The organism is Granulicella pectinivorans, assembly GCF_900114625.1.
GTDB lineage: Bacteria > Acidobacteriota > Terriglobia > Terriglobales > Acidobacteriaceae > Edaphobacter > Edaphobacter pectinivorans.
Genome location: NZ_FOZL01000001.1, coordinates 897,157 through 923,868 on the forward strand (window position 1 = coordinate 897,157; position 26,712 = coordinate 923,868).

Annotated in this window: 25 protein-coding genes and 1 other RNA gene; 10 read left to right on the forward strand and 16 right to left on the reverse strand. The window is 63.1% G+C overall.

The window, feature by feature from the left end:
* Position 1: 1 nt before the first annotated feature.
* The 10 genes from BM400_RS03560 to BM400_RS22735 all read right to left on the reverse strand — a co-directional run bounded on the left by BM400_RS03560 (position 2) and on the right by BM400_RS22735 (position 6,601).
* On the reverse strand, positions 2–937 hold the full coding sequence (locus BM400_RS03560) for a hypothetical protein (RefSeq protein WP_281245480.1): 936 nt from the start codon (positions 935–937) through the stop codon (positions 2–4).
* Entirely contained in the window at positions 937–1,485 is a 549-nt protein-coding gene (locus BM400_RS03565; protein WP_245781661.1) for a hypothetical protein, read from the reverse strand. Before BM400_RS03565 ends, BM400_RS03560 begins: the two co-directional genes overlap by 1 nt.
* A gap of 17 nt (positions 1,486–1,502) precedes the next feature.
* Complete coding sequence (locus tag BM400_RS21905) at positions 1,503–1,922, reverse strand: hypothetical protein (RefSeq protein ID WP_175528849.1); 420 nt, start codon at positions 1,920–1,922, stop codon at positions 1,503–1,505.
* The gene (locus BM400_RS03575) at positions 1,919–2,521 is read right to left on the reverse strand and encodes a hypothetical protein (protein WP_089836696.1); all 603 of its coding nucleotides are present in this window, start codon (positions 2,519–2,521) and stop codon (positions 1,919–1,921) included. Before BM400_RS03575 ends, BM400_RS21905 begins: the two co-directional genes overlap by 4 nt.
* 268 nt (positions 2,522–2,789) lie before the next feature.
* Positions 2,790–3,179, reverse strand: a complete 390-nt coding sequence (locus tag BM400_RS03580) for a hypothetical protein (RefSeq protein ID WP_089836698.1) — start codon at positions 3,177–3,179, stop codon at positions 2,790–2,792.
* An 85-nt stretch (positions 3,180–3,264) separates the two neighbouring features.
* Positions 3,265–4,236, reverse strand: a complete 972-nt coding sequence (locus BM400_RS03585) for a hypothetical protein (RefSeq protein WP_089836700.1) — start codon at positions 4,234–4,236, stop codon at positions 3,265–3,267.
* A 130-nt stretch (positions 4,237–4,366) separates the two neighbouring features.
* Positions 4,367–4,705, reverse strand: a complete 339-nt coding sequence (locus BM400_RS03590) for a hypothetical protein (RefSeq protein ID WP_089836702.1) — start codon at positions 4,703–4,705, stop codon at positions 4,367–4,369.
* Between the two features lie 130 nt (positions 4,706–4,835).
* Complete coding sequence (locus BM400_RS03595; RefSeq protein WP_245781662.1) at positions 4,836–5,438, reverse strand: hypothetical protein; 603 nt, start codon at positions 5,436–5,438, stop codon at positions 4,836–4,838.
* A 139-nt stretch (positions 5,439–5,577) separates the two neighbouring features.
* Positions 5,578–5,931 carry a hypothetical protein gene (locus tag BM400_RS03600; RefSeq protein ID WP_141223797.1) on the reverse strand — a complete coding sequence of 118 codons (354 nt, stop codon included), beginning with the start codon at positions 5,929–5,931 and terminating at the stop codon, positions 5,578–5,580.
* Positions 5,932–6,103: 172 nt separating this feature from the next.
* Entirely contained in the window at positions 6,104–6,601 is a 498-nt protein-coding gene (locus BM400_RS22735; protein WP_089836706.1) for a sigma-70 RNA polymerase sigma factor region 4 domain-containing protein, read from the reverse strand.
* 661 nt (positions 6,602–7,262) lie between these two features.
* On the opposite strand from BM400_RS22735, the gene BM400_RS03610 reads away from it, so the two are divergent.
* From BM400_RS03610 to BM400_RS03620, 3 genes are all read left to right on the forward strand, one after another.
* The gene (locus BM400_RS03610) at positions 7,263–8,435 is read left to right on the forward strand and encodes an alpha/beta hydrolase family protein (protein WP_089841443.1); all 1,173 of its coding nucleotides are present in this window, start codon (positions 7,263–7,265) and stop codon (positions 8,433–8,435) included.
* Between the two features lie 438 nt (positions 8,436–8,873).
* Complete coding sequence (locus BM400_RS03615; protein ID WP_089836708.1) at positions 8,874–10,136, forward strand: serine hydroxymethyltransferase; 1,263 nt, start codon at positions 8,874–8,876, stop codon at positions 10,134–10,136.
* Positions 10,137–10,204: 68 nt separating this feature from the next.
* Positions 10,205–10,690 carry a DUF4126 family protein gene (locus BM400_RS03620; protein ID WP_089836710.1) on the forward strand — a complete coding sequence of 162 codons (486 nt, stop codon included), beginning with the start codon at positions 10,205–10,207 and terminating at the stop codon, positions 10,688–10,690.
* Between the two features lie 43 nt (positions 10,691–10,733).
* Here the strand turns inward: BM400_RS03620 and rnpB are convergent.
* Positions 10,734–11,178: RNase P RNA component class A (gene rnpB, locus BM400_RS03625), an RNA gene on the reverse strand.
* Between the two features lie 255 nt (positions 11,179–11,433).
* Between rnpB and BM400_RS03630 the strand changes: the two genes are divergently transcribed.
* The 3 genes from BM400_RS03630 (at position 11,434) to hpnI (ending at position 15,389) form a co-directional block, all read left to right on the forward strand.
* A complete protein-coding gene (locus BM400_RS03630; RefSeq protein WP_175528850.1) occupies positions 11,434–12,657 on the forward strand; it encodes an ABC transporter permease in 1,224 nt (407 codons plus the stop codon).
* A gap of 115 nt (positions 12,658–12,772) precedes the next feature.
* Positions 12,773–14,029 carry an ABC transporter permease gene (locus tag BM400_RS03635; RefSeq protein WP_089836714.1) on the forward strand — a complete coding sequence of 419 codons (1,257 nt, stop codon included), beginning with the start codon at positions 12,773–12,775 and terminating at the stop codon, positions 14,027–14,029.
* Between the two features lie 205 nt (positions 14,030–14,234).
* Entirely contained in the window at positions 14,235–15,389 is a 1,155-nt protein-coding gene (gene hpnI, locus BM400_RS03640; RefSeq protein WP_089836716.1) for a bacteriohopanetetrol glucosamine biosynthesis glycosyltransferase HpnI, read from the forward strand.
* A 2-nt stretch (positions 15,390–15,391) separates the two neighbouring features.
* On the opposite strand, the gene BM400_RS03645 is transcribed toward hpnI, so the two are convergent.
* From BM400_RS03645 to BM400_RS03655, 3 genes are all read right to left on the reverse strand, one after another.
* Positions 15,392–16,222 carry a DUF1003 domain-containing protein gene (locus BM400_RS03645; RefSeq protein ID WP_089836718.1) on the reverse strand — a complete coding sequence of 277 codons (831 nt, stop codon included), beginning with the start codon at positions 16,220–16,222 and terminating at the stop codon, positions 15,392–15,394.
* A gap of 71 nt (positions 16,223–16,293) precedes the next feature.
* Positions 16,294–18,483 carry an ArnT family glycosyltransferase gene (locus BM400_RS22395; RefSeq protein ID WP_245781663.1) on the reverse strand — a complete coding sequence of 730 codons (2,190 nt, stop codon included), beginning with the start codon at positions 18,481–18,483 and terminating at the stop codon, positions 16,294–16,296.
* Between the two features lie 118 nt (positions 18,484–18,601).
* Entirely contained in the window at positions 18,602–20,179 is a 1,578-nt protein-coding gene (locus BM400_RS03655) for a DHA2 family efflux MFS transporter permease subunit (RefSeq protein WP_089836720.1), read from the reverse strand.
* Positions 20,180–20,211: 32 nt separating this feature from the next.
* Between BM400_RS03655 and BM400_RS03660 the strand changes: the two genes are divergently transcribed.
* Complete coding sequence (locus BM400_RS03660; RefSeq protein ID WP_089836721.1) at positions 20,212–21,006, forward strand: AraC family transcriptional regulator; 795 nt, start codon at positions 20,212–20,214, stop codon at positions 21,004–21,006.
* Here BM400_RS03660 and BM400_RS03665 read toward each other — a convergent pair.
* Positions 21,000–21,884, reverse strand: coding sequence for a LysR family transcriptional regulator (locus BM400_RS03665; RefSeq protein WP_089836723.1), 885 nt, complete (start codon positions 21,882–21,884; stop codon positions 21,000–21,002). The genes BM400_RS03660 and BM400_RS03665 overlap by 7 nt on opposite strands.
* A 113-nt stretch (positions 21,885–21,997) precedes the next feature.
* Between BM400_RS03665 and BM400_RS03670 the strand changes: the two genes are divergently transcribed.
* On the forward strand, positions 21,998–22,993 hold the full coding sequence (locus tag BM400_RS03670) for an aldo/keto reductase (RefSeq protein ID WP_089836725.1): 996 nt from the start codon (positions 21,998–22,000) through the stop codon (positions 22,991–22,993).
* 73 nt (positions 22,994–23,066) lie between these two features.
* Here the strand turns inward: BM400_RS03670 and BM400_RS03675 are convergent, their stop codons facing one another.
* Positions 23,067–24,689 (reverse strand): M28 family peptidase, encoded by a 1,623-nt coding sequence (locus BM400_RS03675; protein ID WP_089836727.1) that lies wholly within the window; start codon positions 24,687–24,689, stop codon positions 23,067–23,069.
* Positions 24,690–24,897: 208 nt separating this feature from the next.
* Here BM400_RS03675 and BM400_RS03680 point away from each other — a divergent pair, with 208 nt between their 5' ends.
* Together BM400_RS03680 and BM400_RS03685 are read left to right on the forward strand one after the other, a co-directional pair.
* Positions 24,898–25,602: a GNAT family N-acetyltransferase gene (locus BM400_RS03680; RefSeq protein WP_089836729.1), complete on the forward strand. Its 705-nt coding sequence runs from the start codon at positions 24,898–24,900 to the stop codon at positions 25,600–25,602.
* A 7-nt stretch (positions 25,603–25,609) separates the two neighbouring features.
* Entirely contained in the window at positions 25,610–26,704 is a 1,095-nt protein-coding gene (locus BM400_RS03685) for a Rieske 2Fe-2S domain-containing protein (RefSeq protein WP_089836731.1), read from the forward strand.
* Positions 26,705–26,712: the final 8 nt, after the last annotated feature.

Below are 26,712 nucleotides of genomic sequence, written 5' to 3' on the forward strand. Positions count from 1 at the left end.
GTCACTGCGCTGCTGGCAAATAGCTCCTGAAGCAAACGCACGTCTCCCCATCGTTCCCATCCACGACCGGCAACGCCCTGAAGGCTCCCATCAGCCGCACCCGCTCCAGCCCTCCGCCCATCGCCACCGGCATCTCCCGCGAGCCCTCCATCGCCTGCAGCCGCGGATAGTGAAAGATCGCCCGATCCCCCTGCTCTCCATCCAGCACAAACAACCCCGACCACTCCTGGAAGAAGCTCCCACCCTCCCGATCGCAGAACCCCACCATCGCGCTCACCTGCATCCCCGCACTCGGAGCTCCCGCCATCAGCGGTGCCTCCAGCGTCAGCGTCCCCACCCCAACCGCAGCCACCCGACCCACATTCAGCGTCACCCGCCGGATGTAGTTCACATCCCCGCCCACCGCAGCCGAAGACCGCACATACGCCCCACTCACGCCCGTCCCCACAAACCCCACCTGACCCGCATAGTCCACATCCACCGCCACCAGATCCCCCACCGCGAACCCGGCAGTCGAACCCACCATCAACACCGAAGCCGTAGACCCGCTCACCAGCCCCACCGGAGCCTCCGCCAGCCCACCACTCCCATTCGCCGCCGCCCCGCTCCCGGCCTTCAACACATTCAAACTCTGCGCCCCCGCAGCCAGCGCCACCTGCAGCCGCCCCCAAGTCTCAAAGCAAAACGAAACCTCCGCGCCCACCGCCGTCCGTACCTGCGCTCCCGCCACCCCGGGAGCCCCCGTCACCACCGCACCCACCGTCGTCGCGCTCGTCCTCTTGAACCCCGAGCACCAACCCAGATCCACCCACGGCGCCGGCATCTCCACCGCTCTCCCCAGCACCGCCGGATCGAACATCACCGGCACCCCCGCCGCCCGGTTCACCGCAGCAAAGTACCCCCGCACCCGCCGCCCTTCCAACCCCGTATCCGCCATCAGCTCCCCGCCTCCAGATACCCAAACACCGTCACCGTCGCCACTCGCTCCAACCGTTCCCCGGCAACCACCGCAGCACCAAACGCCACGTCTCCCCAAAACACCTGCGTCCCCAGCGCCACCGCCGCCCCGCTGGCGAAACTCATCTTCGGAACGTTCCGAACCCCCGCCCCCAGCGCCAACCCAAGCTCCGCATCCATCTGCGCCAGCAGCCTCCCCCGGTCCATCCCGCCATGCGCCGCATCCCCATCCGTGCCGTACCGAATCGAGCATCCCAGAGCCGCCAGCGGCACGTCTCCACTCCGATCCACCGCCACATCCCTCCACCGCACCGAGAACACGCCCGTAGGAATCCACTCCGTAGCCAACTCGTTCTCCTCAACCATCACCCCAGGCCGCACCACGCCCCTCACCACTACCGTCCGCGCCGGATTCCTACTCGCCACCCGATCCCGCAGCGCAACAAAAAACGTATCCTTCACATCCTGCATAAATAAGTAACCCTTTCCGTTGCATAACTGCGAAGCCACCACGCTGGGTGAAGCCACACCAATCTCTCCGCCGCCTAAACCACCAACCCCACCGGCCCCCGCAACCCCAGGCGATAGCAATAAATCTCCCCACCCGCCTCGCTCGCCGTGCAGCTCTCCACAAACAGCAGCCTCTCCCCCACCACAATCCCCGCACACTCCCGAAACAACACCGCCACCGACTCAAACCCCAGCGACCCCACCAGCCCCATCACCGCCGAAACCGAAACCATCAACTCATACCGAGGTCCTTCACCCGCCTTCAACAAAGCCCGCGCCTTGCGAAACGCCACCGGCCCCATCTCCACATCCTGAAACCCCGCCGACGCCAGCCCCAGCTGCTCCGCATCGTCTGAAGGCACACCTGCCAAAGGCATCCTCACCTTCACCACCCGACCCCCGGCCATCCGCAACAGCGCATCCGCCGCCCTCACCAACCCAGCCCCCTGCATCACGCCACCTTCGTCGCGACATAGGGCCGCAGCAGCGACTTCACCGACTCATCCAGCAGACTCCCGCTGAAGTACTGCATCTGCATCGTGTCCATCCTGGTCCTGCTCACATTCAGCGCCGGCATCGCCTGCGCATTCTTCACCACCTGCGCACACGCCACCTTCACCCCTACCGGCACCACGCTCACCCCCGCGTTGTAGCTCACCTCAACCTCGTTGTAGTCCAGCCCCAGCACATGCCAGCCCAGCGTCACTTCGCCCGTAGACACATCCAGATCCACCAGCGAAAGATCGAGCACACTCCAGCTTCCCGGCAGCCCAAACGCCATCGTCACCTGGCTCAACCAAGAAGCCTGTATCTCGCCTCGACGAGCCTGCCCATACCGCACCCGCACGCCCGTCACCGCACTCACCGGCCCATAGCTCAGCCGCATCGTGCGATTGCCCGCCACCAGCCTCACCCGCTCCACATACGCCGTCACCAGCAGACTCGGCCTCCGGCAGTGCGCCTCGATCAACGCCGAAGCCATCGCCACCCAGTCATCCGGCGTCTCCGCCGTCAACCCATACGCCACATACTCACCCGGCTCCAGATACCCCATCCACCCTCCATCTCCTCTTCAGCAAACCCAATATCCCGCTCCGATAGCTCAGGTCATTCACCCTCACCCCAAAGAAGCGTCATCTCGACCGGAGCGATGGACAGTTTCACCGTCCATCGCGCAGTGGAGAGACCCCCGTATTGGCTTTTGCCGTTGCTTGTTCTTGCTTCAACCCGACCCGAGAAACTGTCACCCTGAGCGAAGCTGCTCGCGCACGTTGCGAGCAGCGCAGCCGAAGGACCTGCGGTTGCCGTTGCTCGTTCTTCCTCTAACCCGCCACCGAGGCAGAGGCCGGAGCAGCCGCCACATTCAGCACCGCCACCACCGCATTCACCAGGCTCGTCACATACGCCGTATCCGCATGAACCCCAAACTGCGTCAGAATCGCCGTCACCGCGCTCTCCGCCAGCGTCATCACCTCCGCCAGCTTCTGCGCGCCGGTCCCATTCTGCTTCCCGGCTGCCGCCCACTTCTGCTCCACCAGCAGCACCGCATTCTGGATCAGCGTCGCCGCATCCACCCCCGCCGTAACCGCCGGAGCGAACTGCGGAAACAGCAGCTTCGCCAGCGCCTCCACCGGAACCGCAATCTTCACCACGTAGCCCAGCCCCTTGGCAAAGTCCTTACCCGCAGCCTCAAGAAACCCAACAAAACTCATCACCCCTCCATACGTAATCAATAAAGTTACAAAACGGGAGCAGGAAGTTTTCTACTCCCTACTCCCTATTGCCTACTGCCTGCTTCTAGCGATCTACCAGCACCTGGTAGTGTGCATAGTTCGCACCCTTCACCACCACGCCGCCGAACTTCACCACCACATGCTGCGACGCCAGCGACCCCACCGCACCCAGCCGGAAGATCCGCGGATTCGGATCCGTCAGCCAGTGGTACTCGATCATGTCCTCCGTCACAATGTAGGCCGGCAGCACCGCGCTCCCCGAACCCGGCGTGCCCGTATATGAGAGCGTCCACTCCGGAATCAGCGGAATATCGCCCGCCTGCGTCGACAGCGTCTTCACCGTCAGCCCCGCCTCGATCTCCCGCGTGTTCAACACCACGTTGAACTCCGTCTTCATCTCGCGATCGATCAGATCCAGCAGCACCGGATTCGCATAGATCGCCGTAGGCCTCACACCAAACGACGTGTTCGCCAGCATCTGCGCAATCGTCGACTTCAGCCCATCGACAATGCTCTGTCCGGTCCCGATCGTCACCGTATTTCCGCCACCTGCAATCTGCGCCGCCGCGCCAAAGTACTGCGCCGTCGTCGGCGAGCTCAGGCTCGTATCGGTGCCATTCCAGAGCGCCAGGTCATGCGTACGCAGCACACCATCCACAGTGTCGGTCAGGTCCTTCGCCTGCAGATACGCAAACTGGCTCTGCTGCTTGCCCAGCTCCACATCGAACAGGTTGTAGTTGATCTGCGCCACCAGCGCCTTCAGCGGAACCGACCTCTCCACACGCGTCGGGCTCACCAGCGGAGCCACAATGTTCCGCGGGTCGACGAATCCCGCAGAAGCGGCAGGCGAGGGAATCGCCGTCTCTTCAAAGAACCGCGAAGGATGCCCCGTAGCCGGCACCTGCTTGATCCTCTGCCCAAACACGCCCCGGCGTCGCACCAGGTCGGTAATCTCCGTCTGGTACAGCGGAATCTCGATCGCGCCAGGCCCAATGTAATCGGCCGCCGCACTGATCTCTGTAAACTTAGCGTTCATCCAATCTCCCTTTCAAAAAACAAAAAGGGCCTGAGCCTCAGCCCAGACCCTGCCACCAACCCGGGTGCCCCACATCTCGCTTCTGAGATGTGGGTTCGTCCCCGCCACACATTTTCGCGCGACAACAGAACTAACCCAGCAAACCACTCCGCATCAGCTCCGACTTCACCGCAATCCTCTGCTCCAGGCTGAGACTCGTAAGCGCGCCATCGATCGCCCCTTCCAGCCCCTCGCCACGCGAGCCGCCCTTGGCCTGCAGCGTCTTCCGCCCAAAGCCGGCCCCACGGGCCGCCAGCTCCGCAATCCTGGCCTCGGCCGCCGCCAGCTTCTCCTCCAGCTCCGTCAAAGCCGAGCTCTCCGCCGACATCGAAATCCCCGCCAGCCGAGCCACCGCCGTCTCCAGCATCGCCGCCGCAGCCGTCAAACGCTCCAGCCCTTCATGCATCTCCACGCTCATCTCCATCTCCATCCAACCCTCCCATTCCGCAGCACCGGCACGCAGCCGATGCACACATCGTTGCCCTTTGTTGTCGTCCCCCAAGAGGAATCCGCTTCCATCTGTGCCGTTGCTCCTGTCTTCTGAGCCCTAAGCCCTGCCCTTAAGCCGCTCGCCGCAACCGAAAGCTCGTCCCCCGGTAAGCCGCTTTATCCCGCAGCAAAATCGCCGCCCCGGTAAACGTAGCCCGCGTCAGCGTCCACACGGAAGCCCGCATATCCTCGACATGGGCATCCGCAAGCTCATAGCTCATCCCCATCAGCCCATCCGTCTGCACCCGGGCCTCCATCTCCGGAAAGTCCCGCGCAAACAGATATCCCGCAACCATCACCTTCCTGCCATCCACTTCAGCCGACGTGATGATCCCGCACTTCTGCCGCGCGTCATGCCCATCCCACCCGGCTTTGTAGTCGACCGCCATCCCCATCAGGCTAGGCAGAGCAGCCTCCGCCGCGGCCCGCGTCAGCACTACCCGGTGCCCCCGCGCCCCACTTGGAGCCTTGTCGCTGGCCACATCCACCAGCGTCAGGCACCCTTCAAACGGCAACCGGTTCGGATGCCCATGCACCTCCGGAAACTCCACCGCCATCGCCCGCATGCTCATCCCGTCCGGCTGCCGCACAAACCGCCCACACCGTCCCAGCCCCGAACCAACCCCCGCCCGAAGCGCAGCGCCCCGCCGATGAAGCTCCCTTGCATACTCCATGCCACCTCCTCAACCCACCAATCAACCGCATGTCATTCTGAGCGCAGCAAAGAATCCCATATTGGCTTCTGCCGTTGCGTGTTCTTGCTGTTGCCCTTCTTGGTTGTCATCCCCGCAGGGGATCTGCTTCTGTTGTCTTCTAATCCCTGTCTTCTAATCCCTGTTTCTTCATCTCCGCAATCTCCTCCAGCAGCCGTCCCGCCAGCGTCTTTCCCCGCCTCTTCACCACCTTGGGCTTCGGTGGATCCTTCGTCACCCCGGTCAACTCCAGCAGCACCTTCGCATGCGGAACACTCCCGCCCTTCGTCCCCTCGATCAGCGCCGACACGATCCCCGGCATCTCCTCCGCCATCCTCTTCCGCGCAAACGCCCTGCAATTCTTCGCCCGAGGAGCCCCCACCGCAGCCGGCCCAGCCTGCTCCGGCTTCGTCTTCTCCTCGACCGAACCCTCCCGCGCATACCTCCCGTTATCTCGCTTCCGTTCCTTCTTCACCACAGGCCCTCCCAGCCAAAAAAGAAATGCGGGAGCAGCCGCCAAAGCGACTCTCCCGCATCTCTTGATTGCCTTTTCAGAATACCAACCTGACCCAAACTACTAGCTCACCGAATCGAAAGTTTTATCTACTCCCGAATCATCGAGTTACAAAGAAACGGCGCATCTGGACCTATTGACAGCTCATTTTGGGCTGCAAAAGCCCCTTTTCCAGAAAGTGACCCGTCAGCACATCCAGCGCCTTTCCATACTGACGCTTCACCGTCGCCAGGCTCATCCGCAGCCGAACCGACACCTCGCCCTGTGTATATTCCTGCATGGCAATCCGCCGAATCAGTTGCATCTGTCCCGTGTCCAGCTTTTCCAGACATTGGCCCACATCGTGGACGAAGATCACCACATCGTCGAAACCCCTCACTTTGTAGTGCGTCACATTGCCCCGAAACATCTCCCGGCCCAATAAAGACGGGGCTCTCCCCGCCTCCATCGACATCTTCACGTACCGCCTGAGAAGCCCCTCCGTGTACTTCCGGTAGAAGGCCATCTCCTCCGGCACCTTGCGCTCCTCAGGAGCCTCCAGAACCAGCCGCGCCGGCCCCTTCCGGCCCTCCGCAGCCGCCGTCTCCGCATACGCCCAAACCACCGGCAAAACCGCCACAGCCGCCCTCATCGAACACCTCCGTTTACCGCGTCTTTGTTGGGGTTCGAGCACCTCTTCCGCCCTCCCGCGTGCCGTCCCCGCGGAGCCGGAAACTCCGCCAGCTTCTTCACACACCCACGGCAATACACCCCGTCCGTACCACGCATGCGAAGCCATAAAACCCCGCACCCTTCACACACTTTCAAGTCCATACGCAAGCAATTCATCTTCTTTCTCCAGGCAAAGTTCTCCCCCGGCAAGCCTCGATAGTTTTCTGCGGTCGAAGGGGCTCGCTCAAGTTGCTGTGAAGTGTCGTCCCAGTCGTCGCGGGGTTCTCGCTTGACCCCGTCGATGCCGCTCCGCACTTATTTGTCGTTTCGCTCAGACGTATCCAGGGATAAGCCCAATCCACCCACCAGCATGTCCGCCCGGAGGTCGCGCCCGGCGCGACCCGATCCCATCCTCCGTCTCGGCTGCCCCGGTTTGCGTCCCGTTTTGGAAAGTCTAGAGGTTATAGCTCCGCCCAAAATGGGTGTCAAGACGAATCTTTCCCACACCGAAACCAGATCGTAAGTATCTTATTAAGTTATGCTTACGTGTTTTCGACAGGCCCAAAACTCCGCGAAATAAATATTCGCCTTTCGTTCGCTTTCTGCATCTCCCGATTCCGCCTCTTGATAAAATGAAGTCCATGCTCTCCCAGCTTTACGCCAAGTGGATGGTCTCCTGGGAGACTGCCCTCACCACACGCGATACAAACCGCATCGTCCGTCCCCTCGAATGGGGCTTTGACTGGCTCGAAGGCTTCGATCCAGACGCCTCCAACCCCAACGATCTCCAACGCATGATCGCCGCCAACCAGGACATCGTCGCGCGTTCCGAAGAGTTCTTCGCCTACGCCACACCCACTGACTTCCGCCTCGAACAACGCCATCCGCAGCTCTTTCCCACCAACGTCCGTCCCGAAACACTCGCGCAGGACGCCGATTGGAAGCACCGCGCCTCGACTGGCGAGCTCCCCACCGAGCCCTTTCTCCGCTTCACCTCGCCCGTGCGCACGCCCTATCCGGAGAACGATCAGGTCAATGCCCGCTGGTACCCCTGTACGCCTGAACAGCAGGCCGGCAAGCCCAAACAGGCCATGATCGTCATGCCCCAGTGGAACGCCGACGCCTTCTCGCACAACGCTCTCTGCACGCTCTTCAACCGATTCGGAATTAGCTGTTTACGCCTCTCAAAGCCGTACCACGACATCCGCCGTCCGGCTGAGCTCGAACGCTCCGACTACGCCGTCTCCGCCAATATCGGGCGCACCCTCTCCGCCTGCCGCCAGGCCGTCGTCGATATCCGCAGTTGTATCGATTGGCTCCAGGTGCAGGGCTACGAGCAGTTCGGCGTCCTCGGCACATCGCTTGGTTCCTGCTACGCCTTCATCGCCGCGGCCCACGACCCGCGCATCGACGTCTGTGCCTTCAACCATGCCTCGACGTGGTTTGGAGACGTCGTCTGGACCGGCCAGAGCACACGTCACATCCGCGCTGCCTTCGAGCAGGCCAACCTGACGCAATCGCTTGTACGGGAGTTGTTCCTGGGAGTCAGCCCCATGGCGTTTATGGAGAAGTTCGCCGCTTCACCCAAGCGGGTTCTGGTCGTTCACGCTACCTACGACCTCACGTTCCTCAGGGAGTTCTCTCTCGACGTGCTCAAGAACTTCGACCTGCACCACGTGGACTATGTTTCAAAGGTCCTGCCCTGTGGCCACTACACCACAGGAGAAACGCCTTACAAATACATCGACGGCTGGTACTTGGGTTCTTTCATCTACCAAAGCTTCAAGCGCCTGGCGCAAAAGGTCGCGACTTAAGCTGCTTCTTCGGCGTCTTTTCCCGAGAACATGGCGGAGATGCAGGGTGCAAGCAGCATAGCGATGAAGATCGAGGCGAGGATAGCGTCGTGCATGGTGTTTCTCCTTCGTTCTATTGCATCAGTCCTGCGTGAAACGCTTGCGCCACCCAGCCCAGTGGCGCACTCTTGACGTGGTGCTGCTTAGGCTGCGTCTTCGGAATCTTTGCCGGAGAACATGGCGGAGATGCAGGGTGCGAGCAGCATGGCGATGAAGGCGGAGGCGAGAAGAGCGTCGTGCATGGTGTTTCTCCTTAGTGTTTGGAGGGCTTACTTTCCCTCTCGACAACATAAGAATCGCGCACCCCATTCGTTCATCCCATCCCTCACACGTCTCATTTCCCGAACGTTAGGGTGAGTGTCCTATGCCACCTTTGGGTCACACGGATAAAATATCCATATGTCGATTGACCTGAACGCAACCCTCTCCGCCTCCGACCCCGAGATCGCAGCACAGATCGAGAACGAAATCGCCCGTCAGCATGAGGGGCTGGAGATGATTGCGTCGGAAAACTTCGTCAGCCGTGCCGTCCTCGAAGCCGCCGGTACCGTCTTCACCAACAAGTACGCCGAAGGCTACCCCGGCAAGCGCTACTACGGCGGTTGTGAGTACGCCGACATCGTCGAGAACATCGCCCGCGACCGCGCCAAGCAGCTCTTCGGCGCCGCGCACGTCAACGTGCAGCCCCACGCCGGCTCGCAGGCCAACGCCGCCGCCATGATGACCCTCCTCACCCCCGGCGACACCATCCTCGGCCTCGACCTCGCCCACGGCGGACACCTCACCCACGGCCACAAGCTCAACTTCTCCGGCAAGCTCTACCGCGTCGTCGGCTACAAGGTCCGTCAGGATACCGAGACCATCGACTACGACGAGCTCGAAGCCATCGCCGTCCTCGAAAAGCCCAAGGTCATCATCGGCGGAGGCTCCGCCTACCCGCGCCAGTTCGACTTCGCCCGCATGCGTGCCATCGCCGACAAGGTCGGTGCCTATCTCATGGTGGACATGGCCCACTTCGCCGGCCTCGTCGCCGGGGGAGCGCACCCCTCGCCCATCCCGCACGCGCACGTCGTCACCACCACCACTCACAAGACCCTCCGCGGGCCTCGCAGCGGCATGATTCTCTGCCAGCCGGAGTTCGCTGCCGGCATCGACCGCAGCGTCTTCCCCGGGCAGCAGGGTGGCCCTCTCATGCACATCATCGCGGCCAAGGCCGTGGCCTTCCGAGAGGCACTCCAGCCTGAGTTCGCCGCCTACGCCCACCAGGTCGTCGCCAACGCCAAGGTCCTCGCCGAGGCGGTCGCCGCAGAGGGTTACCGCATCATCTCCGGCGGAACCGACACCCATCTCATGCTCATCGACGTCTTCTCCAAGGGCATGTACGGCTCCGAGGCCGAGGTCGCTCTCGGCGCGGCCGGCATCACCGTCAACAAGAACGCCATCCCCTACGACACCAACCCTCCCATGAAGCCCAGCGGCATCCGCATCGGCACGCCGGCCCTCACCACGCGCGGCATGAAGGAAGCGGAGATGCGCATCATCGCGGGTTGGATCGCCGAAGCGCTCGAGCACCGCAACGATCCCCAAAAGCTCGCCGACATCCACGGCCGGGTTACCGAGCTCGCCGAAGCCTTCCCGCTCTACGGATTTCTCCGCGCCTAAGCCGCCGACCATGTACCTTGGGTAAGGGCCAGACACCATCAGCCTCTGCATGAAGCGAGGAAACCCGTATGGCAGTTACCGTGATGACCTGGCTCTTTGCCTTCCCCCTGCTCGGGTTCGCCACCGGCATGCGCACCATGACGCCCATCGCGGTCCTCTGCTGGTTTGCTTACTTCAAGTACCTCCCGCTTCAGGGCACGTGGGGCTCGTGGGCCGCGATGCTGGTCTCCGCCTGCATCTTCACCGTCTTCGCCTTCGGCGAGTGGATCGGCGACAAGCTCCCCCAGACGCCCAACCGCACCGACGCCTTTCCCCTTATCGCACGCCTCACCTTCGGTGGTCTGGTGGGTGCTCTCGCCGCCACCGGCGTCCGTGGCCCGGCCATCGAAGGCCTCATCCTCGGCGTACTCGGAGCCGCCATTGGAACCTTCGTCGGTTTCATGCTGCGCCGCTCCTTCGCGCAACACTGCGGGCGCGATCTGCCCGTGGCCATCATCGAAGACGGCATCGCCCTCCTCTTCGCGGCTCTCTCCCTGCACATGATCACCAGCTAGCACAAAGGCAAGAGCCCGAACGCGCGTGCGTTCGGGCTCTCATGTCTGCAGACGGCCCGTAAGCCGAATTTTGTTCTAGGCGATCATTCCTCTAGGCGACGCATTACTGCGGCGCTCCAGCAACCTACCCGCAGGTTCCGGCTCCCACGGCATGCCGTGGGTCTCTCCGCCTGGACGCATCGGGCCGATGCGCACGCCCGCCTGGAGAGTGGCGGATGCGTTCCCTGCCTATTTGGTCTTGCTCCGTGTGGGGTTTACCATGCGATCTCGTTTACACGAGACCCGGTGCGCTCTTACCGCACCGTTTCACCCTTACCTTCGAGCCTTGCGGATCGAGTCGGCGGTCTGTTTTCTGTTGCACTGGCCGTCCAGATGCCTTGAAGCATCCGTCCCGGACGTTATCCGGCACACTGCCCTGCGGAGTTCGGACTTTCCTCCCCCCTCCAACACCTTTCGGTCCGGAGGGCAGCGATCGCCCGGCCGCCTGCATGTTCAAGTGTACCAGCGGTTGCTTTTGTCTTCGCCGTTACCTCTCTGGTTGTCATTCCCGAAGACAATCTGCTTCTTCTGTTGCCGTTGCTCTTGCTCGTGCGTCGAAAAGAGCGGAGTCCAGACGCGAAACGTGCGGAACAACCCGCACCCGCCTTGCGTACAGTGGGGAAGGGGAGCGTGTCGCCCGGCAAATCCTCGGCATATACTCTCATCACCAGGCAAAACGTACAAACGAAAGCGGTCAGTCTCCCATGGAGTTCAAAGAAGGCCTCAAGCTGGCACTCCAATCCCTCTGGGCCAACAAGCTACGGACGGTCCTTACCCTGCTCGGCGTCGTCATCGGCGTCGCCTCGGTCATCGCCGTCGTTACGCTCGTCAACGGTGCGAACTCCTTCATCGAGACCAAGTTCTCCAGCTACGGCGCCGATGTCTTCACCGTCTCGCGCATGCCGCAGTTCATCACCAGCGCCGATGACTACGTCAAATTCCAGCGCCGCAAGAACATCCTCCTCGACGACTATCGCTACATCGAAGCCAACTGCAAGTCCTGCGTCGGGATCGGAGCCCAGCAGGCCACCGTCGCCAAGGTCGTCCGTGGAACCCAGTCCGTCACCGACTCCACCGTCCGCGGCTACACCTGGCAGATGCCCTCGCTCCAGAACCTCAACATCACCGAAGGCCGCGACTTCACCCAGAACGACGAGGAGCACGCCTCGCACGTCTGCATCATCGGCACCGACATTCGCGACAACCTCCTCGCCGGCGTCGACCCCATCGGTCAGGAGCTCCGCGTCGACGGCTCCCCCTACACCGTCATCGGGGTCAGCGAGAAACAGGGAAGCACCTTCGGAGCCAGCCAGGACAACTGGGTCGGCATCCCCCTCACCGCCTACCAGAAAAGCTACGGTACGGCGAAGTCCGTCACCATCTACATCAAGGCCGGCCAGGCCGGATCGGTCCTCGAAAGCGCCGCGGACGAGGTTCGCGTCCTCATGCGGTCGCAGCGCCACGATGCCCCCGGTGCTGAAAATTCCTTCGAGCTCGACACAAACAACACCCTCGTAGGCTTTGCCAGCGGCCTCACCAAGTCCTTCGGTGCCGTCGCCGGAGCCATCGCTGCCGTCTCGCTCATCGTGGGCGGCATCGTCATCATGAACATCATGCTCGTCTCCGTCACCGAGCGCACTCGCGAGATCGGCATCCGCAAGGCCCTCGGCGCACGCGGCAAAGACATCCTCATGCAGTTCCTGCTGGAGTCCGCGATGATGGCGCTCGTGGGCGGGTTCATCGGTGTTCTCGGCGGCGTCGCCGTGGCGGAGGCGGTTACCCTCGCCATCGGCTTCCCGTCGTCCGTCGCCGTCTGGAGCGTTGTGGCTGGCCTCATCGTCGCCACCGCCACCGGCATCTTCTTCGGCGTCTACCCCGCGCGCAAAGCCGCCATGCTCGATCCCATCGTAGCCCTGAGGGCCGACTGATGATGCCACCAACCTCCAAGCCGACCAACGGACGGCTCAAGCGAAGCAGTCGTCAGTCACGCCTTGCCCGCCCCGCACGCAGCGGGCCCGTCCGGCAGGACAGAAGAGGTTTCACATGCGTTTAGGCGATCTGAACGAAACCATGCGGATGTCCATGGACACCCTGCGCACTAACAAGATGCGCAGCTCGCTCACCATCCTTGGCATCGTCATCGGCGTCCTGACGGTCATCGTCATCTCGTCCGTCATCAACGGCCTCAACGCCAACGTCGAGAACCTGGTGCAGTCGCTTGGCTCGAATGTCATCTTCGTCTTTCGCTTTCCCGTCTTCGCCAACCGCCCCACGACGGAGATGCTCACGCGCAAGCAGCTCACTTACGATGACTCCGTCGCCATGCGCGATCTTCCGCACGTCGTGGCTGTTTCCCCGGTGCTCCAGTACACCGACCACAACGTGGCCGGCGGCGTCGGCTCCACGGCCATCAAGGGCAACGGCCGCAAGATGCAGAACACCACCATCGAAGGCGACACGCCCTCGCAGAAGGATGTTCACGACCTCAGCCTTCTCTCCGGACGCTTCTTCAACGAGGGTGATCAGGAGCGCGCCGCCAACGTCGTCGTCCTCGGCTACGACACGGCCGACGAGCTCTTCGGGGTCGACAACGCCCTCAACCGCGAGGTCGAAGTCGGCGGCATGCTCTTCAACGTCATCGGCGTCTACGACAAGCAGAAGCAGGCCTTCGGCGGCGGCAAGAACCCCCAGGACAACACCGCGTACTTCCCCATCACCACCTTCCACAAGCTCCATCCCGAGATCCTCGACTACTGGATCACGCTCAAATACGACGATCCCAAAAATCGCCCTCTCGTCGAAGATGAGCTGACCGAACTTCTCCGCCGCCGCCGCAAGGTACTCAACAACGCGCCCGACAACTTCGCCATCTTCGGCACCGACACCCTCACGCGCCTCTGGAACCAGGTCACCGGCGGACTCTTCCTCCTGCTCTTCGCCCTCTCCAGCGTGGCCCTGCTCGTAGGCGGCGTGGGCGTCATGAACATCATGCTCGTCTCGGTCACGGAGCGCACCCGCGAGATCGGCATCCGCAAGGCCATCGGAGCCACCAAGCGAACCATCCTCACCCAGTTCACCCTGGAGGCGATGGTCCTCTGCGCGGTCGGAGGCCTGGTCGGCATCACGCTCGGCAGCCTCATCGCCTTCGGCCTCAAGTTCACGCCGCTCGGAGCCCTCGTCTCGCCCCTCTGGATCATGGTCGCCTTCGGCAGCTCCTGCGCCATCGGCCTCATCTTCGGCATCTATCCCGCCTGGAAGGCCGCGAACCTGAACCCCATTGAGGCGCTCCGGTACGAATAAAGCAAAGGCCTCCCAACAAGATCTCTTGCCGTTGTCGTTGTCTGTGCTCGTCGGCCTTTCATCCCTGTAGCCTGTGTTTTTCCCCAAGACAGCCACCAGACTCTCCGCTGGAGACCACTCCACCCACCACCACACTTTTGCTTCCGATCAACGTCTCTATCCGCCTAACTCCCACCTTCTCAGTCCTGTTCGGTAGACTGGAAGGATGGCATTGGCGATTCAGGTGGTCATGGTATTGCTCACCCTGAGCGGGTTGGCATACCTCCTGCTTGCGCTCTGGGGCGCCCGCGACTTCGGTCGTTCGGGCCGCACGCTCTCCGGATTCTCCCCCGACGTCACCATTCTGAAGCCCGTCAAGGGCATCGATCCCCGCATGTACGCCGGCTTCGTCAGCCACTGCCGCCAGGACTATGCAGGCCGCTTCGAGCTCCTCTTCGGCGTCAGCTCGCTCTCCGACCCAGCCGTCGCCGAGATCGAACGCCTCAAGGCCGAGTTTCCCGACATCGCCATCCGCCTCGTCGAATGCTCCGAACGCCTCGGCACCTCCGGCAAGGTCTCGAACCTCGTCCAGATGATCGCCTCCGGCACCTACGACTACGTCGTCATCAACGACAGCGACATCGCCGTCTCCTCCGACTATCTGACACGCATCATGAGCGGCTTCGCCGACTCCACCGTCGGGATGGTCACCGCTCCCTACCTCGGCCGCACCGCGGACCAGGGGCAGGCCCTCACTCTCTGGGCCAGGCTCGAAGCCCTCGGCATCTCCACAGACTTCATGCCCGGCGTGCTCACCGCCCGCAAGCTCGAAGGCGTCCGCTTCGGACTCGGATCGACCCTCGCTATGAGCCGTGCCGCACTCGAAAAGGCAGGCGGCTTTCTTCCCCTCGTCGACTTCCTCGCCGACGACTACGAAATCGGCGTGCGCATCGTCGGCGCCGGCTATCGCGTGGAGCTCTGCCCCATCGTCGTCGAAACCAGCGTCCCCGGCTACGACTTCCGCGGCTACTGGGACCACCAGATGCGCTGGGCTCGGTCCACCCGCGACTCACGCAAGCTCGGCTACGTCGGCCTCGGCATCACCTACGCCGTTCCCTGGGCCTTCGCGACCATGGTCGCCAGCGGCTTCGCCCTCTGGAGCTTCACGCTCATGAGCATCGTCCTGCTCGCCCGCGTCTGCGTCGCGCTTGCCGTCGGCGTAGGCCTCCTGCGCGACGGCCAGGTCCTCCGCGACCTGTGGTTCCTGCCTCTGCGCGACCTCACCGGCCTCATCTTCTGGGCCTGGAGCTTCGCGGGTGACACCGTCGTCTGGCGTGGCGAGACCTTCCGCCTGCACAACGGACGTCTCACCCGTGTCTGACGCTACTGCTTCTTCCTGAGCAGCTCATCCACGTCGTCCAGCTTGTCGTTCAGCAGAATCAGCTTGCGCGAAAGGTTCTGGATCTCCGCCTCCGCACGCCGGTTCACCTCGTAGTCCAGCTCGCCGCGCACCCGATCCTTCTGGTCCTGCCGGTTCTGGCTCATCATGATCACCGGGGCCTGGATACTCGCCAGCATCGAGAGAAAAAGATTCAGCAGAATGAACGGATACGGGTCCCAGGCCTTACCTCTCAAAATCACGTTGATGGCCGTGTACACCGAGAGCACGATCCCGAACGTAATGATGAAGGTCCACGAACCGCCAAAACGCGCTACGGCATCGGCGACTCGCTCCCCGAAGGTGAAGCTTTCATCGATCACATCGTTCGGGTTGCGATTGGCGCGGTCGCGGATAAGCTGTTGTGCTGCGTGGAATTGCCGCGCGAGCACGGTCATCATGTCCATGCCGGCCATCGGTTTTCTCTGCACCAGCGTAGCGATGTCGCTTCTATCTACCTCAATCAACGAGGTTTCGGTCATGCTCGTCGCGCTGGTGTGGTGCGGTGTTCCTTCCAGCATGGACGCAAAACCGAAGAACTCTCCATGCACCGGCTCCGCGACGACCACTTCCTGCTGGTCCTCGTCCACGACCGTGACGTGGACTGTGCCGCTCAGCACAATGTAGGCGCGCTCTCCGGGCTCGCCGCGCTTGTAAATACGCTGGCGCGAGGCGAAGGTACGGAGTTCGACCTGCTGGGCCAATACGGCCAGTTCTTCGTCGTCGAGCAGGGCAAACAGGGGGATGTGGCGGAGCTCTTCAGCTTGGCAGGGCATGGGTTTCCTCGACAAATGTGTGGTGCAGACGCTGGGCCAGTGTATGGAAAACGTGGACAACGGATGGTGAATTAGCGGTTCGGTTGATTCGAGAGGATCTGTTTCCCCCCGGAGCTCGCCACGACGTACATGGGATGCATCCGGAGCACGGGACGCTCTTTGTCCGAGGGGTCCTGCCACAAGAAGATTCGCTGCGGCCCCTGCCACTTCTCCGCCACCGACTCGCGCGTCTCGAAGATCTTCGGCGCGTCGGAGAAGAAGCTGCCGTACCAGAGGTTCGACGACCGCCCCTCGCAGAGATGCAGGTCGTTGCGCCGCAGGTAGAACCCGAGCGTCGATCCCGCCTCGTACTCGCCGTGCAGGATGATGAGATCGTCCGGGTGAACCTGCGGCGCGATGGCCGCGGCCATCCGCTCCGAGCTCAGGACCGGCGAGAACGTCTGCAGCCCCAGATGCGCCGCCAGCAGAAACAGGAACGACGCGGCAGCCAGCGAGAGCGTCGCGGCATGCGGACGATGCGCGCGCCGCAGCAGAAAGTGCGCCAGCGTCCCTGCGAACAGGGCGAAGGCGGTCAGGGCAAGCGGCAGCCGGAACAGACCCAGCGCCTGTGCGTTGAGATCCAGAAAGTGCCCGAACGACAGCGCGTAGTCCCCCGGATTCTGTTGCAGCAGCGACGCAAGATCGGTATCGGGGGAGGGCTTCGCGCTATGGACCAGAAAGAAGAGGATCGCCGCCCACGCCAGCGTGCCCAGCAGAAGCATGCCTCCGGCGATCCGGATATTCGCCCTGCGGATGCATCGGGCGTCCGCCGTAATGGGAGGCCAGGCGATCCGCCCCTCCAGCGTCAGCCAGTTGGCCAGCAGCAGGATCAGCGCGGGCAGCGCCGGCAGCACGTAGTACTCCTGCCGCGTGGAGAGCGAGAAGAACAGCAGAGGCACCGCCGCCCAGAGCAGAAGCAGAAGCTGGGTATTGGGAGGGACGAAGTAGGCGTGCAGCCGGACCCGGCGCGTCAGCCCACGCTTCCACAGCGCGGAGAAGGGAAACGCGCGCCCCACAGCCTTGAAGAGGAAGGCGCTCCACGGCATCAGCCAGACCAGCAGAAGCCCCCAGAAGAGCCAGAGCGGGACGGTGTCGTAGTCGCGCGGCACCCGCAGGTTCAGGTAGCGCAGCACATGCTCGTTCACAAAGTAGAACCAGAACCACCCATGCACATTCCCGTCGGTCGGCAGAGGCACCTGCCAGTGTCCGCCCACGTAGCGGACGCCACCGGGATCTCCCTGCGTGGGGTTCGCGAGCCCGATCAGGATGTGCCACGGCGCCGCGATCGCCAGGAAGACGAGCAGGCTTGCCATCGGATGGAGCTCCCCAAGGCGCTTCAATCCACCCACCACCCCGCGTGTCAGCAGCAGGTACAGCGCTACCACGGCGACCGGGAAGACGATGCCGATCAGCCCCTTGGTCAGAACATTCAGCGCGCAGGCCACGGCGAAGACGAGGCAGGGAAGCAGCCGCACGGCTGGCGCTTCGGGCTTGAACGCGGCTCGCCGATGTCCTCTGCGGTCGGGAAAGGCTGCATCCTGCCGTGACCCCGTCCGGTGATCCAGGTAGGAGTCCGAGTCCGTGCGGTCCCAGGTCTCAAAGTCGAACTTCCCGCCCTCGTCTTCGACCGGCTCGGCGGGAACCGGCACCGCGGCGGGTCTTACGCCGGAAGCAAACCTCTTGACCTTCGTCTTCAGCCGGATGCTGGCCCGCCGTTCCGTGTTCGCGGGCTTCATGGGAGCGGGCGGGTGTTCCGTCCGCCAGAACGCGAACAGCGCCAGCGTCAGCCACAGGCAGACATCCGCGTCTGGAATCGTGATGCGCGTAAAGATGAAGATGCCGAAGCTCGAAAGCGTGATGAGGCCTGCATACAGGCCCGCCCGGTTGCTTCCAAAGGCCCGCCGCGCGAACCCTTCCAGCACCAGACACAGGCCAAGGACGGTGAGTGCGAGCGGCACGCGGGCGGCGGCCGTGGAAACCCCGAAGAGCTTGAAGCTGGCAGCCATGGACCAGTAGAGGATCGGTGCTTTCTCCAGGTAGCGGATGCCGTTCGCGTACAGCGTCACCCAGTCGTGCCGCTGGATCATCTCCCGCGCCACCTCGGCGTGGACGGAGTCCGCGTCGTCCAGCAGGGGCGGAAGAAACAGTGTGAAGGAGGCGTAGACGAGGGCCCAGAGCGCGATGAGGATGAGCCGGTTACGGGTTGTGGAAGAAATCGGCACACCGATAGGGTACAGGGGGACGAGCCGGTGGAGACGGGGTTATCGCGCGCGTCCCTCGAAAGTACCGCACAGGGCACCGCCCGCCACGGAAAGACGCCTGCAACCCGCGCTCCTCCCGTTACCGCCCCATCGCCTGCTTGCCGGCTGGAGCAGGCCGCTCCCGGACAGCGAAGAAGACTGCCACCGGCGACAGCGCCAGCGATACATACATCAGCAACCGAAAGCAGTCCGTGTAGCAGAGCAGAAGCGCCTGCCGGTTGATCTCCTCGTGAATCCATCCGAGGGCGCGCACCATGGCTTCGCTCTTCGAGTCGCCGGAGAAGGTGCTGAAGAAGGAGGCACGGTTTCTGACCGCGGCCGACAGGGCACTCGACGATCCCGGCAGGTTCTGCACGAGGTACGTTCGATGGACCTGAACGTCTCGCACCAGCATGGTGTTCACGACGGAGATGCCGATGGCGGAGCCGAGATTGCGGAACAGACCATACAGTGACGCCGCCGCATCGTTCTTTCCCGATTTCAGGCGAGAGAACGCAAGCACGCTGATGGGCGTAAGAAAGAGCGCCACCCCTGAGCTTTCGAGGATGCGAAGCTTCACGATCGTTCCGTAGTCCACCTGAAGCGAGAGGCCGCTGAGCCGATAGAACGCGCACGTCGTCACCATCAGCCCACTTACGATCAGCACACGATGGTCGATCCGCTTCATCAGCCACGTCGTCACCGGAAGAAACAGCAACAGGACGAACGATCCCGGAGAGAGCACCATGCCGCTCTCCGTGGCGGTATACCCCAGCATGCCATGCGTGAACTCCGGAAGCAGCGCTGTGCTGGCATAGCGGGCGAAGTACGTGAAGAAGATCATCCCGCTGGCCAGCGCGAAGTTGCGATTCGCCAGCAGCCGCAGTTGCAGCACCGGATGCTTCGCACGGAACAGCTCATGGTAGACGAGCAACAGAAGAGCCACGCCCGAGAGGGCCGCCGCCATGCAGATGGCGGGCGAGGCGAACCAGTCCGCGCGCTCACCGCGATCCAGCACATACTCCAGGCAGCCCAGACCCAGCGCGATGCCGCAGAGCCCGGAGTAGTCGATCGGGGCATCCTTCGTGTGATCCTGCGGCGTCTCCGGTTGCAGGGCCCGGTTCAGGAAGTAGGCCGCAATGCCGCACGGGATATTCAAGAAGAAGATCCAGCGCCATCCCCAGTGATCGCTCAGCCAGCCGCCCAGCACCGGCCCCAGTGTCGGTGCCAGCACGATGACGACGGAGTACAGGGTGAAGGCGGCCGCGATGCGTTCCTTCGGGAACAGGTCGGCCAGGATGGCCTGCGTGGTCGGCTGCAAGCCTCCACCGCCCAGCCCTTGCAGCACGCGAAACAGAATCAGAATCGGCAGGCTGGGCGCGATGCCGCAAAAGAACGAGCTGACGGTAAACATCAGGATCGAGAGCAGGTAGAACCGCTTCCGTCCCAACCGGCCTGAGAGCCAGCCGCTCATCGGCAGCACCACGGCGTTGGCGACCAGGTACGAGGTCAGCACCCACACCGCTTCGTCCAGCGACGACGAGAGATTGCCCGCGATATACGGCAGCGCAACATTGGCGATGGACGTGTCGAGCACCTCCATGAACGGCGCGATGATGGCCGCTCCTGCGATCAGCCATAGGGTGTGGTTGGGGGTGACAAGGCGTTCGCCGCTCATATACTGAAAGGCTAGGGCGGCTGAACTCCGGTATGCAGACAGAAACTATCGATATCAGGACAGATGAAGCACTCGCCGCATGTTTGCGCGTGCCCCGCCCGGTGGCGGCACTGGCCTTCGATTACGCCGCGGACGATCACATTCCGCCACACGAACACGTCAAGGCGCAGCTTCTCTACGCGATCGAAGGCACCATCGTGCTCTCCACTCGCGAAGGCAAATGGGTCCTGCTGCCGACGCGCGCCCTGTGGGTGCCGGCAAACACGCAGCATTCCATCCGGATGCGTGGCCCGGTTCGCATGCGAACGCTCTTCTTCGACCACACCGTGACCGCCCCGGCCCCCGGCTGCGCTGCGGTCAGCGTATCTCCGCTGCTGCGGGAACTCATCGTCGGCATGCTGCAGGAGCCGCGCCGGTACGCTTCCCTCAGCCGCGGCGCGCAGATCGCGGCACTCATCGCCAGCGAGCTTCGCGTGTGCCACACCCTGCCGCTCTCTCTTCCGTGGCCGCGGGATGCCAAACTCCGCAAGACCTGCGATGCCATGCAGCGGAGGCCGTCGTTAACCGGGGATATGGAGTATTGGGCGGCACGCTCTGGCGTAAGCAGTCGGACCCTTGCACGGCTCTTCCGGTCGGAGACGGGAATGAGCTTCGGGGAATGGAAGGCGCAGCTTCTTCTGCTGGAGGCACAGGTCCGGCTGGCGCAGGGACAGTCCAGTTCGCGCATCGCAAGTGCCCTGGGCTATGCAAGCCATGCGGCCTTCTCCGCGATGTTTCGCAAGGCCACCGGACTTACCCCCTCGGAGCATCTGGCGAACCTTCACTGATCCAGCCGCAGCGTCTCAATCAGCGCTGCCAGCGCGGCGGGTTGATTCCGCCGGCTGGGATAGTAGAGGAAGTAGCCGGGAAACGACGGACACCAGTCCTTGAGGACCTGAACCAGCTTGCCCTCCGCGATCAGGCCCAGCAGGCCATTTTCCATCGCCGTTCCAATCCCCACACCCTCCAGCACGGCCTGGATGACGAGTTCCGGATCGTCGAACGAGACAGGCCCCTGCGGGCTCACCGTCAGCGCCCTGCTCCCTTTTTCAAACTCCCACCGGTACAGCCCGTTGCTGAAGCGAAATCCGATGCAGGCATGGTCTTTCAGATCCTGCGGATGCCGCGGAATGCTCTTCGCGGCGAAGTACTGCGGCGATCCGACCACGGCGAGGCGCATCTCCCGCGTCACCCGCACGGCGATCATGTCCCGCTGGATGAACTCGCCCAGTTGCACCCCGGCGTCGTACTCTCCGGCGACGAGGTCGACAGGATCGTTCGACGACGTCACTTCCAGGACAATCTCGGGATAGTTGCGCGTGAACTCGGCCAGTTTCGGCAGAATCACCACCTTCGACGCTGTGCGGGGGATGATGAGGCGGATGCGCCCGGAGGGAGCCTCTCTCTGCTTTCTGGTCTCCGCGACGGCGCGTTCAATCCGCTCCAGCGCCGGCGCAAGCTCCTGCAGCAGCGTCGTGCCCGCCGCGGTGGGGGAGACGCTGCGCGTCGTTCGTGCGAGCAACTGGAGTCCAAGCCTCTTCTCCAGGCCACGGATCGAATGGCTCAGCGCCGACTGCGAGATGCCCAGCCGCGCGGCGGCGCGTGTGAAGCTTCGCTCCTCCGCTACCATGGCGAACGCTGAAAGCTCTCCCAGGTCATTCTTCATGATTCATGAATTTTATGCATAACTGTTGGAAAAAGACACCCTCTAGTCTCATAGACGATCCAGTCCTAGACTTGAATCAGTCGAACCGTGCACGACCGACACAGGAGAACATCATGCAGAAGCGCACACTTGGAAAGAGCGGCCTCGAAGTCTCAGCACTCGGCCTGGGTTGCATGGGCTTGAGCTTCGGCCTTGGCCCCGCCACCGAAAAGTCGGAGGCCATCCGGCTGATCCGCGCCGCGGTCGAGCGCGGCGTCACCTTCTTCGACACCGCCGAGGTCTACGGCCCGTACCTCAATGAGGAGGTCGTGGGCGAAGCGCTCGCGCCCTTCCGCTCCAGCGTCGTCATCGCCACGAAGTTCGGCTTTGAGCCCGATGCCGGCAACGACGGCAAGTGGACCGCCACCAACAGCCGCCCCGACCATATCAAGCAGGTTGTGGAGGGATCGCTGAAGCGTCTCAGGACGGACACGATTGATCTGCTGTACCAGCATCGCGTCGACAAGAACACGCCCATCGAAGAGACGGCCGGGGCGGTGAAGGACCTCATCCAGGCCGGCAAGGTCAAGCACTTCGGCCTGTCCGAGGCCGGTGCAGCGACCATCCGACGCGCCCACGCGGTGCAGCCGGTCACCGCGCTGCAGAGCGAGTACTCGCTCTTCTGGCGCGAACCCGAAACCTCCGTGATGCCCACGCTCGAAGAACTCGGTATCGGCTTTGTTCCCTTCAGCCCTCTGGGCAAGGGCTTCCTCACCGGCAAGATCGATGCGTCCACCAAGTTCGACAGCACCGACTTCCGCGCGGTCGTGCCGCGCTTCACGGAGACAAACCGCAAGGCGAATCAGGCGCTCGTCGACGTGATCACGAAGTTCGCGGAGCAGAAGAAGGCCACGCCGGCGCAGGTCGCTCTTGGATGGCTGCTCGCCAAGAAGCCATGGATCGTGCCCATTCCGGGCACAACCAAGCTCTCGCGGCTGGAAGAGAACCTCGGCGGCGCGACTATCGAACTCACCGCGGACGATGTCAAGGCGCTCGAAGCAGTCTCCTCCGCCATTCAGGTGGAAGGCGAACGCTACCCCGCAACGCACGCGAAGCTGATCGACCGCTAGCGCGATTCCGTGGAGCCTTAAACGACCCATGGTGAGCCGCGCAGGCTCACCATGGGTCGTTGCTTTCGCAGGGCTACTTTGCCGTGGGTTCCGGAGTGGGGATGCGCGGCAGCATCTCCGCGCGGGTCGCGGCGTTGTAGGCAAACCAGGCCTCGAGCAGCGAGCTCTGCATCACGTCGGCCTTCTGCACGCGATCGTACAGATCCATGTTGGAGTGGTGGGTGCGTGAGCCGTACTCCAGCGGATCCTGCATGAAGCCAACGCCATCGAGGCCGATCCACGAGAAGCTGGTCGAGTCCGTACCGCCGGGCGCGAGCGTGGGTCCGGCGTTCAGGCCGGTCACCGCCACGATGCCCTGGTCCTTCACCGGTGCGATCCACGAACCGAAGATCGCGGCAAGCTGCTTGTTCCCCAGCGCCGAGACGCCACGGAACTTGCCTGAGCCGGAGTCGTCGTTGAAGTACACATCCAGCTTGTCGTACTCGGGGGTCTTCTTCATGGTGTCGCGCGGCGCGAAGTGCGATTGCACATAGGCCAGCGAACCGTAGAGACCTTCCTCCTCTCCACCCCACAGCGCAACGCGCACGGTGCGCGCCATCGGCTTGTGCAGCGCCGCCAGAATGCGGACGGCCTCCATCGCCACCGAGGAGCCGGTGCCGTTGTCGGTCGCGCCTGTGCCACCCTGCCAGCTATCGAAGTGGCCGCCCACCATCACGATCTCATCAGGCTTGCTTGTGCCGGGAATCTCGCCGATGACGTTGAAGCCCATCACATCGTCCTTCTGGTATTCGGTCTGGATGTCGAAGGTCAGCTTGGGCGTCGTGCCGTGCTGCAGAAGGCGGCAGATGCGGTTGTACTGCTCGGGCGTAATCGCCGCCATCGGAGGCCCAACCGGATCCTTGGGATCCTGCGATCCGCCGTAGGAGGCGAAGATGGTGCCGCCGTCGCCGTTGTAACCCGGCGTCAGCGCCACGGCCACGCCCTCTTCCTTCAGGAAGGCGTTGACCTCGTTGCGAAGAATGCGGCCGGTTGGCGCTGCTGTGGAGAGCGTCGAGGGAGTGTACTCGCCCGGCTTCGGCGCAGCGCCTGCACCTCTGCGGGCCCCGCCAAAGCCATTGCCGTTCACGCGTGCCTGGATCTCCTCATCGGTCAGGCGCTTGGCTTCGACTTCCGTGTGGAGCGACAGCTCGCGCGGGTCGAAGATCAGGACGATCTTGCCCTTCAGCTTGCCTTTGTACTTGGCGAAGTCGTCCTTCGAGTGCAGCGGAGCCAGCACCGCATCCGCCGTCACCGGCCCGTTGGTCCCGGGCGTCCATGCCAGCGGGAACCCGATCAGCGAGGCATACGCCGGGGTCTCGAGCGCGCCATAGAACTTCTTGATCTGCCATCCGTAGCCGAAGGGGCCCCACTTCTCCAGGTGGACGTTCTTGAGTCCCCACTCCTTCATCTGTTTCATGGCCCACTCGGCGGCGGCGCGGTGGTTGCGGCTGTTGTTCACGCGCGGACCATAGACCTCAGACAGGTAGTAAAGGTTCTCCATCGCCTGCGAGTGCTCAAGAGCCTCGCTCTTGATCTGCGCCAGGGCATCCAGATCGACTTTGTCTCCACCCTGTTCCTGCGCGGGTGCGGTCGAGATGAGCAGAAGAGCCATGCAGGTAGCAGAAGCCGCAACCTGCCGCAAACGGGACAGATTCATAGAGGGTCTCACTTTCAAAACACGAAATCCGGTTACGAGAGAGAAAGAAAAAATGGTCCGCGACAGCAGCCAGCAGGCCGTCCGGGTAGTTTCTGAAAGGGTGTAATGGCTCCACGCTATCGAATTCGGGTTCACAACGCAATCCATCTTTGCCCGGAGAATAGGATCGGTGAAGCCTCGTCTCTGCGACTGTCATCCAAAACCCACCATGCAGGAACCTCTCGACAATCCGATCTGGAACTCACTGACCACCATGCACGCCGCTCTCGCAGTGGGTGCCGGAGCAGGAAAGGGGCTGGCGCGACGGTTTCCCGCAACGATCGGGCCGCTCGCCGGCCTCAAAGAGGCCACGCCCGAGGCCTACGCCGATCTCGCCGCCATCACGCCGGAGGGCGATCTTGCAGTGCTCTTCCTGGAGCAAAAGGCTGTGGTTCCCGCAGGTTGGGAGCTCCTGCGCGAGGGTGCTCTCATCCAGATGGTCTGCCCCGAGGTTCCAGACGAGCCGGAGATCGCAGCCTCCATCGCGCCTCTCGGTGCGGAGGATGCCGCCGAGATGGTGGCGCTTGCCAAGCTGACCGAGCCCGGCCCGTTCCGCGAAGGAACGCCCACTCTGGGCGGTTTCCTGGGCATCCGCATGGACGGGCGGCTCGCCGCGATGGCTGGCCAGCGCCTCTCGCCCGGCGCGTTGACCGAGGTGAGCGCCGTGTGTACGCATCCCGATTTTCGCGGTCGCGGCTACGCCAGGGCTCTCGTCGCAGCGGTAGCGCGGCAGATCCACGCCAGGGGACGGACGCCTTTTCTAACGTCGTATGCCGCCAATGCGGGTGCGATCAAGGTGTACGAGCAGGTGGGCTTCGCGACGCGGCGCTCGTTTGAACTGGCCGTGTTGAGGCCGACCCCGTCAGCTATATGATTTGGGAATGGGCAGGGAAGAGACCGACACAGGCGTAAGCGGCGCAGCACCGGCGGCGGAGATGATCTTCGGTGACTGGTACCCGGCGCTGCGAGCCGGCGTGTTGAAGCCGGGCAAGATGACGACGGCCTTACTGTTGGGCATCCCTCTTGTGCTCGGCCGCAAGAAGGATGGCGCAATCTTCGCGATGCGCGATCTCTGTCCGCACCGCGGCATTCCGCTCTCCGCCGGCTGGTTCGATGGCGAAACCGTGATGTGCAAGTACCACGGCTGGCGGTTCGAGCCCTGCGGCGGCCAGTGCCAGGAGATTCCCTCTCTCACCCAGATCGACACGCTGGAGCCGACGAAGATCTATGCGACCAGCTATCCCTGCGTGGAGCGCGACGGATACGCGTGGGTGTACGTGCCCCCCGCAGGTTCCGGCCGGGTGGATGCAACGCAGCTTCCGGCGGTGCCGGAGTTGCCGAAGTTCGGCAAACGATTCCGTTCGGCGCACCTCGTGGCTGATCTGCCATGCAACGTCGATCATGGAATCATCGGTCTGATGGACCCTGCGCACGGTCCGTTCGTGCATCAAGCCTGGTGGTGGCGCAGCCAGGCGAGCATCCATCCGAAAGAAAAGAAGTTCGAGCCCATCCCCGAGGGGTTCCGCATGTCGGCGCACGCGCCGTCCTCGAACAGCGCGCCCTACCGTCTGCTCGGCAAGCCGGTGACCACGATCGACTTCGTGCTGCCGAACCGGCGCATCGAGACGATCCGCGCCGTCTCGGCCAAGGGCAAGGAGAGCTGGTTTTCAAGCCTGACGACCGTTACTCCCATCACCGCCGCCACCTGCCGGATCGATGTGCTGGCCGCCTGGGACATCTTCTATCACGTACCTTTTGTCACCGCGATTGCGACATACTTCGGAAAACGCTTCGTCCAGCAGGATCAGGAGACGATGATCGAGCAGGCGCAGGGGCTGCGTTTCAACCCCGGGCTGATGCTGATCGACGACGCGGACAAACCCGCGAAGTGGTACTTTGCCCTGAAACAGGCCAGGCTGACCGGAAGCGGCGCCCATCCGCTCGCAGGCCCGGTGACCCTGCACTGGAGGAGCTGACCGGATGA

Coding starts and splice junctions, on each gene's coding strand:
- BM400_RS03560 (WP_281245480.1), bottom strand. CDS start 937: ATGGCGGATACGGGGTTGGAAGGGCGGCGGGTGCGGGGGTACTTTGCT.
- BM400_RS03575 (WP_089836696.1), bottom strand. CDS start 2,521: ATGGGGTATCTGGAGCCGGGTGAGTATGTGGCGTATGGGTTGACGGCG.
- BM400_RS03580 (WP_089836698.1), bottom strand. CDS start 3,179: ATGAGTTTTGTTGGGTTTCTTGAGGCTGCGGGTAAGGACTTTGCCAAG.
- BM400_RS03585 (WP_089836700.1), bottom strand. CDS start 4,236: ATGAACGCTAAGTTTACAGAGATCAGTGCGGCGGCCGATTACATTGGG.
- BM400_RS03590 (WP_089836702.1), bottom strand. CDS start 4,705: ATGGAGATGGAGATGAGCGTGGAGATGCATGAAGGGCTGGAGCGTTTG.
- BM400_RS03595 (WP_245781662.1), bottom strand. CDS start 5,438: ATGGAGTATGCAAGGGAGCTTCATCGGCGGGGCGCTGCGCTTCGGGCG.
- BM400_RS22735 (WP_089836706.1), bottom strand. CDS start 6,601: ATGAGGGCGGCTGTGGCGGTTTTGCCGGTGGTTTGGGCGTATGCGGAG.
- BM400_RS03610 (WP_089841443.1), top strand. CDS start 7,263: ATGCTCTCCCAGCTTTACGCCAAGTGGATGGTCTCCTGGGAGACTGCC.
- BM400_RS03615 (WP_089836708.1), top strand. CDS start 8,874: ATGTCGATTGACCTGAACGCAACCCTCTCCGCCTCCGACCCCGAGATC.
- BM400_RS03620 (WP_089836710.1), top strand. CDS start 10,205: ATGGCAGTTACCGTGATGACCTGGCTCTTTGCCTTCCCCCTGCTCGGG.
- BM400_RS03630 (WP_175528850.1), top strand. CDS start 11,434: ATGGAGTTCAAAGAAGGCCTCAAGCTGGCACTCCAATCCCTCTGGGCC.
- BM400_RS03635 (WP_089836714.1), top strand. CDS start 12,773: ATGCGTTTAGGCGATCTGAACGAAACCATGCGGATGTCCATGGACACC.
- hpnI (WP_089836716.1), top strand. CDS start 14,235: ATGGCATTGGCGATTCAGGTGGTCATGGTATTGCTCACCCTGAGCGGG.
- BM400_RS03645 (WP_089836718.1), bottom strand. CDS start 16,222: ATGCCCTGCCAAGCTGAAGAGCTCCGCCACATCCCCCTGTTTGCCCTG.
- BM400_RS03655 (WP_089836720.1), bottom strand. CDS start 20,179: ATGAGCGGCGAACGCCTTGTCACCCCCAACCACACCCTATGGCTGATC.
- BM400_RS03660 (WP_089836721.1), top strand. CDS start 20,212: ATGCAGACAGAAACTATCGATATCAGGACAGATGAAGCACTCGCCGCA.
- BM400_RS03665 (WP_089836723.1), bottom strand. CDS start 21,884: ATGAAGAATGACCTGGGAGAGCTTTCAGCGTTCGCCATGGTAGCGGAG.
- BM400_RS03670 (WP_089836725.1), top strand. CDS start 21,998: ATGCAGAAGCGCACACTTGGAAAGAGCGGCCTCGAAGTCTCAGCACTC.
- BM400_RS03675 (WP_089836727.1), bottom strand. CDS start 24,689: ATGAATCTGTCCCGTTTGCGGCAGGTTGCGGCTTCTGCTACCTGCATG.
- BM400_RS03680 (WP_089836729.1), top strand. CDS start 24,898: ATGCAGGAACCTCTCGACAATCCGATCTGGAACTCACTGACCACCATG.
- BM400_RS03685 (WP_089836731.1), top strand. CDS start 25,610: ATGGGCAGGGAAGAGACCGACACAGGCGTAAGCGGCGCAGCACCGGCG.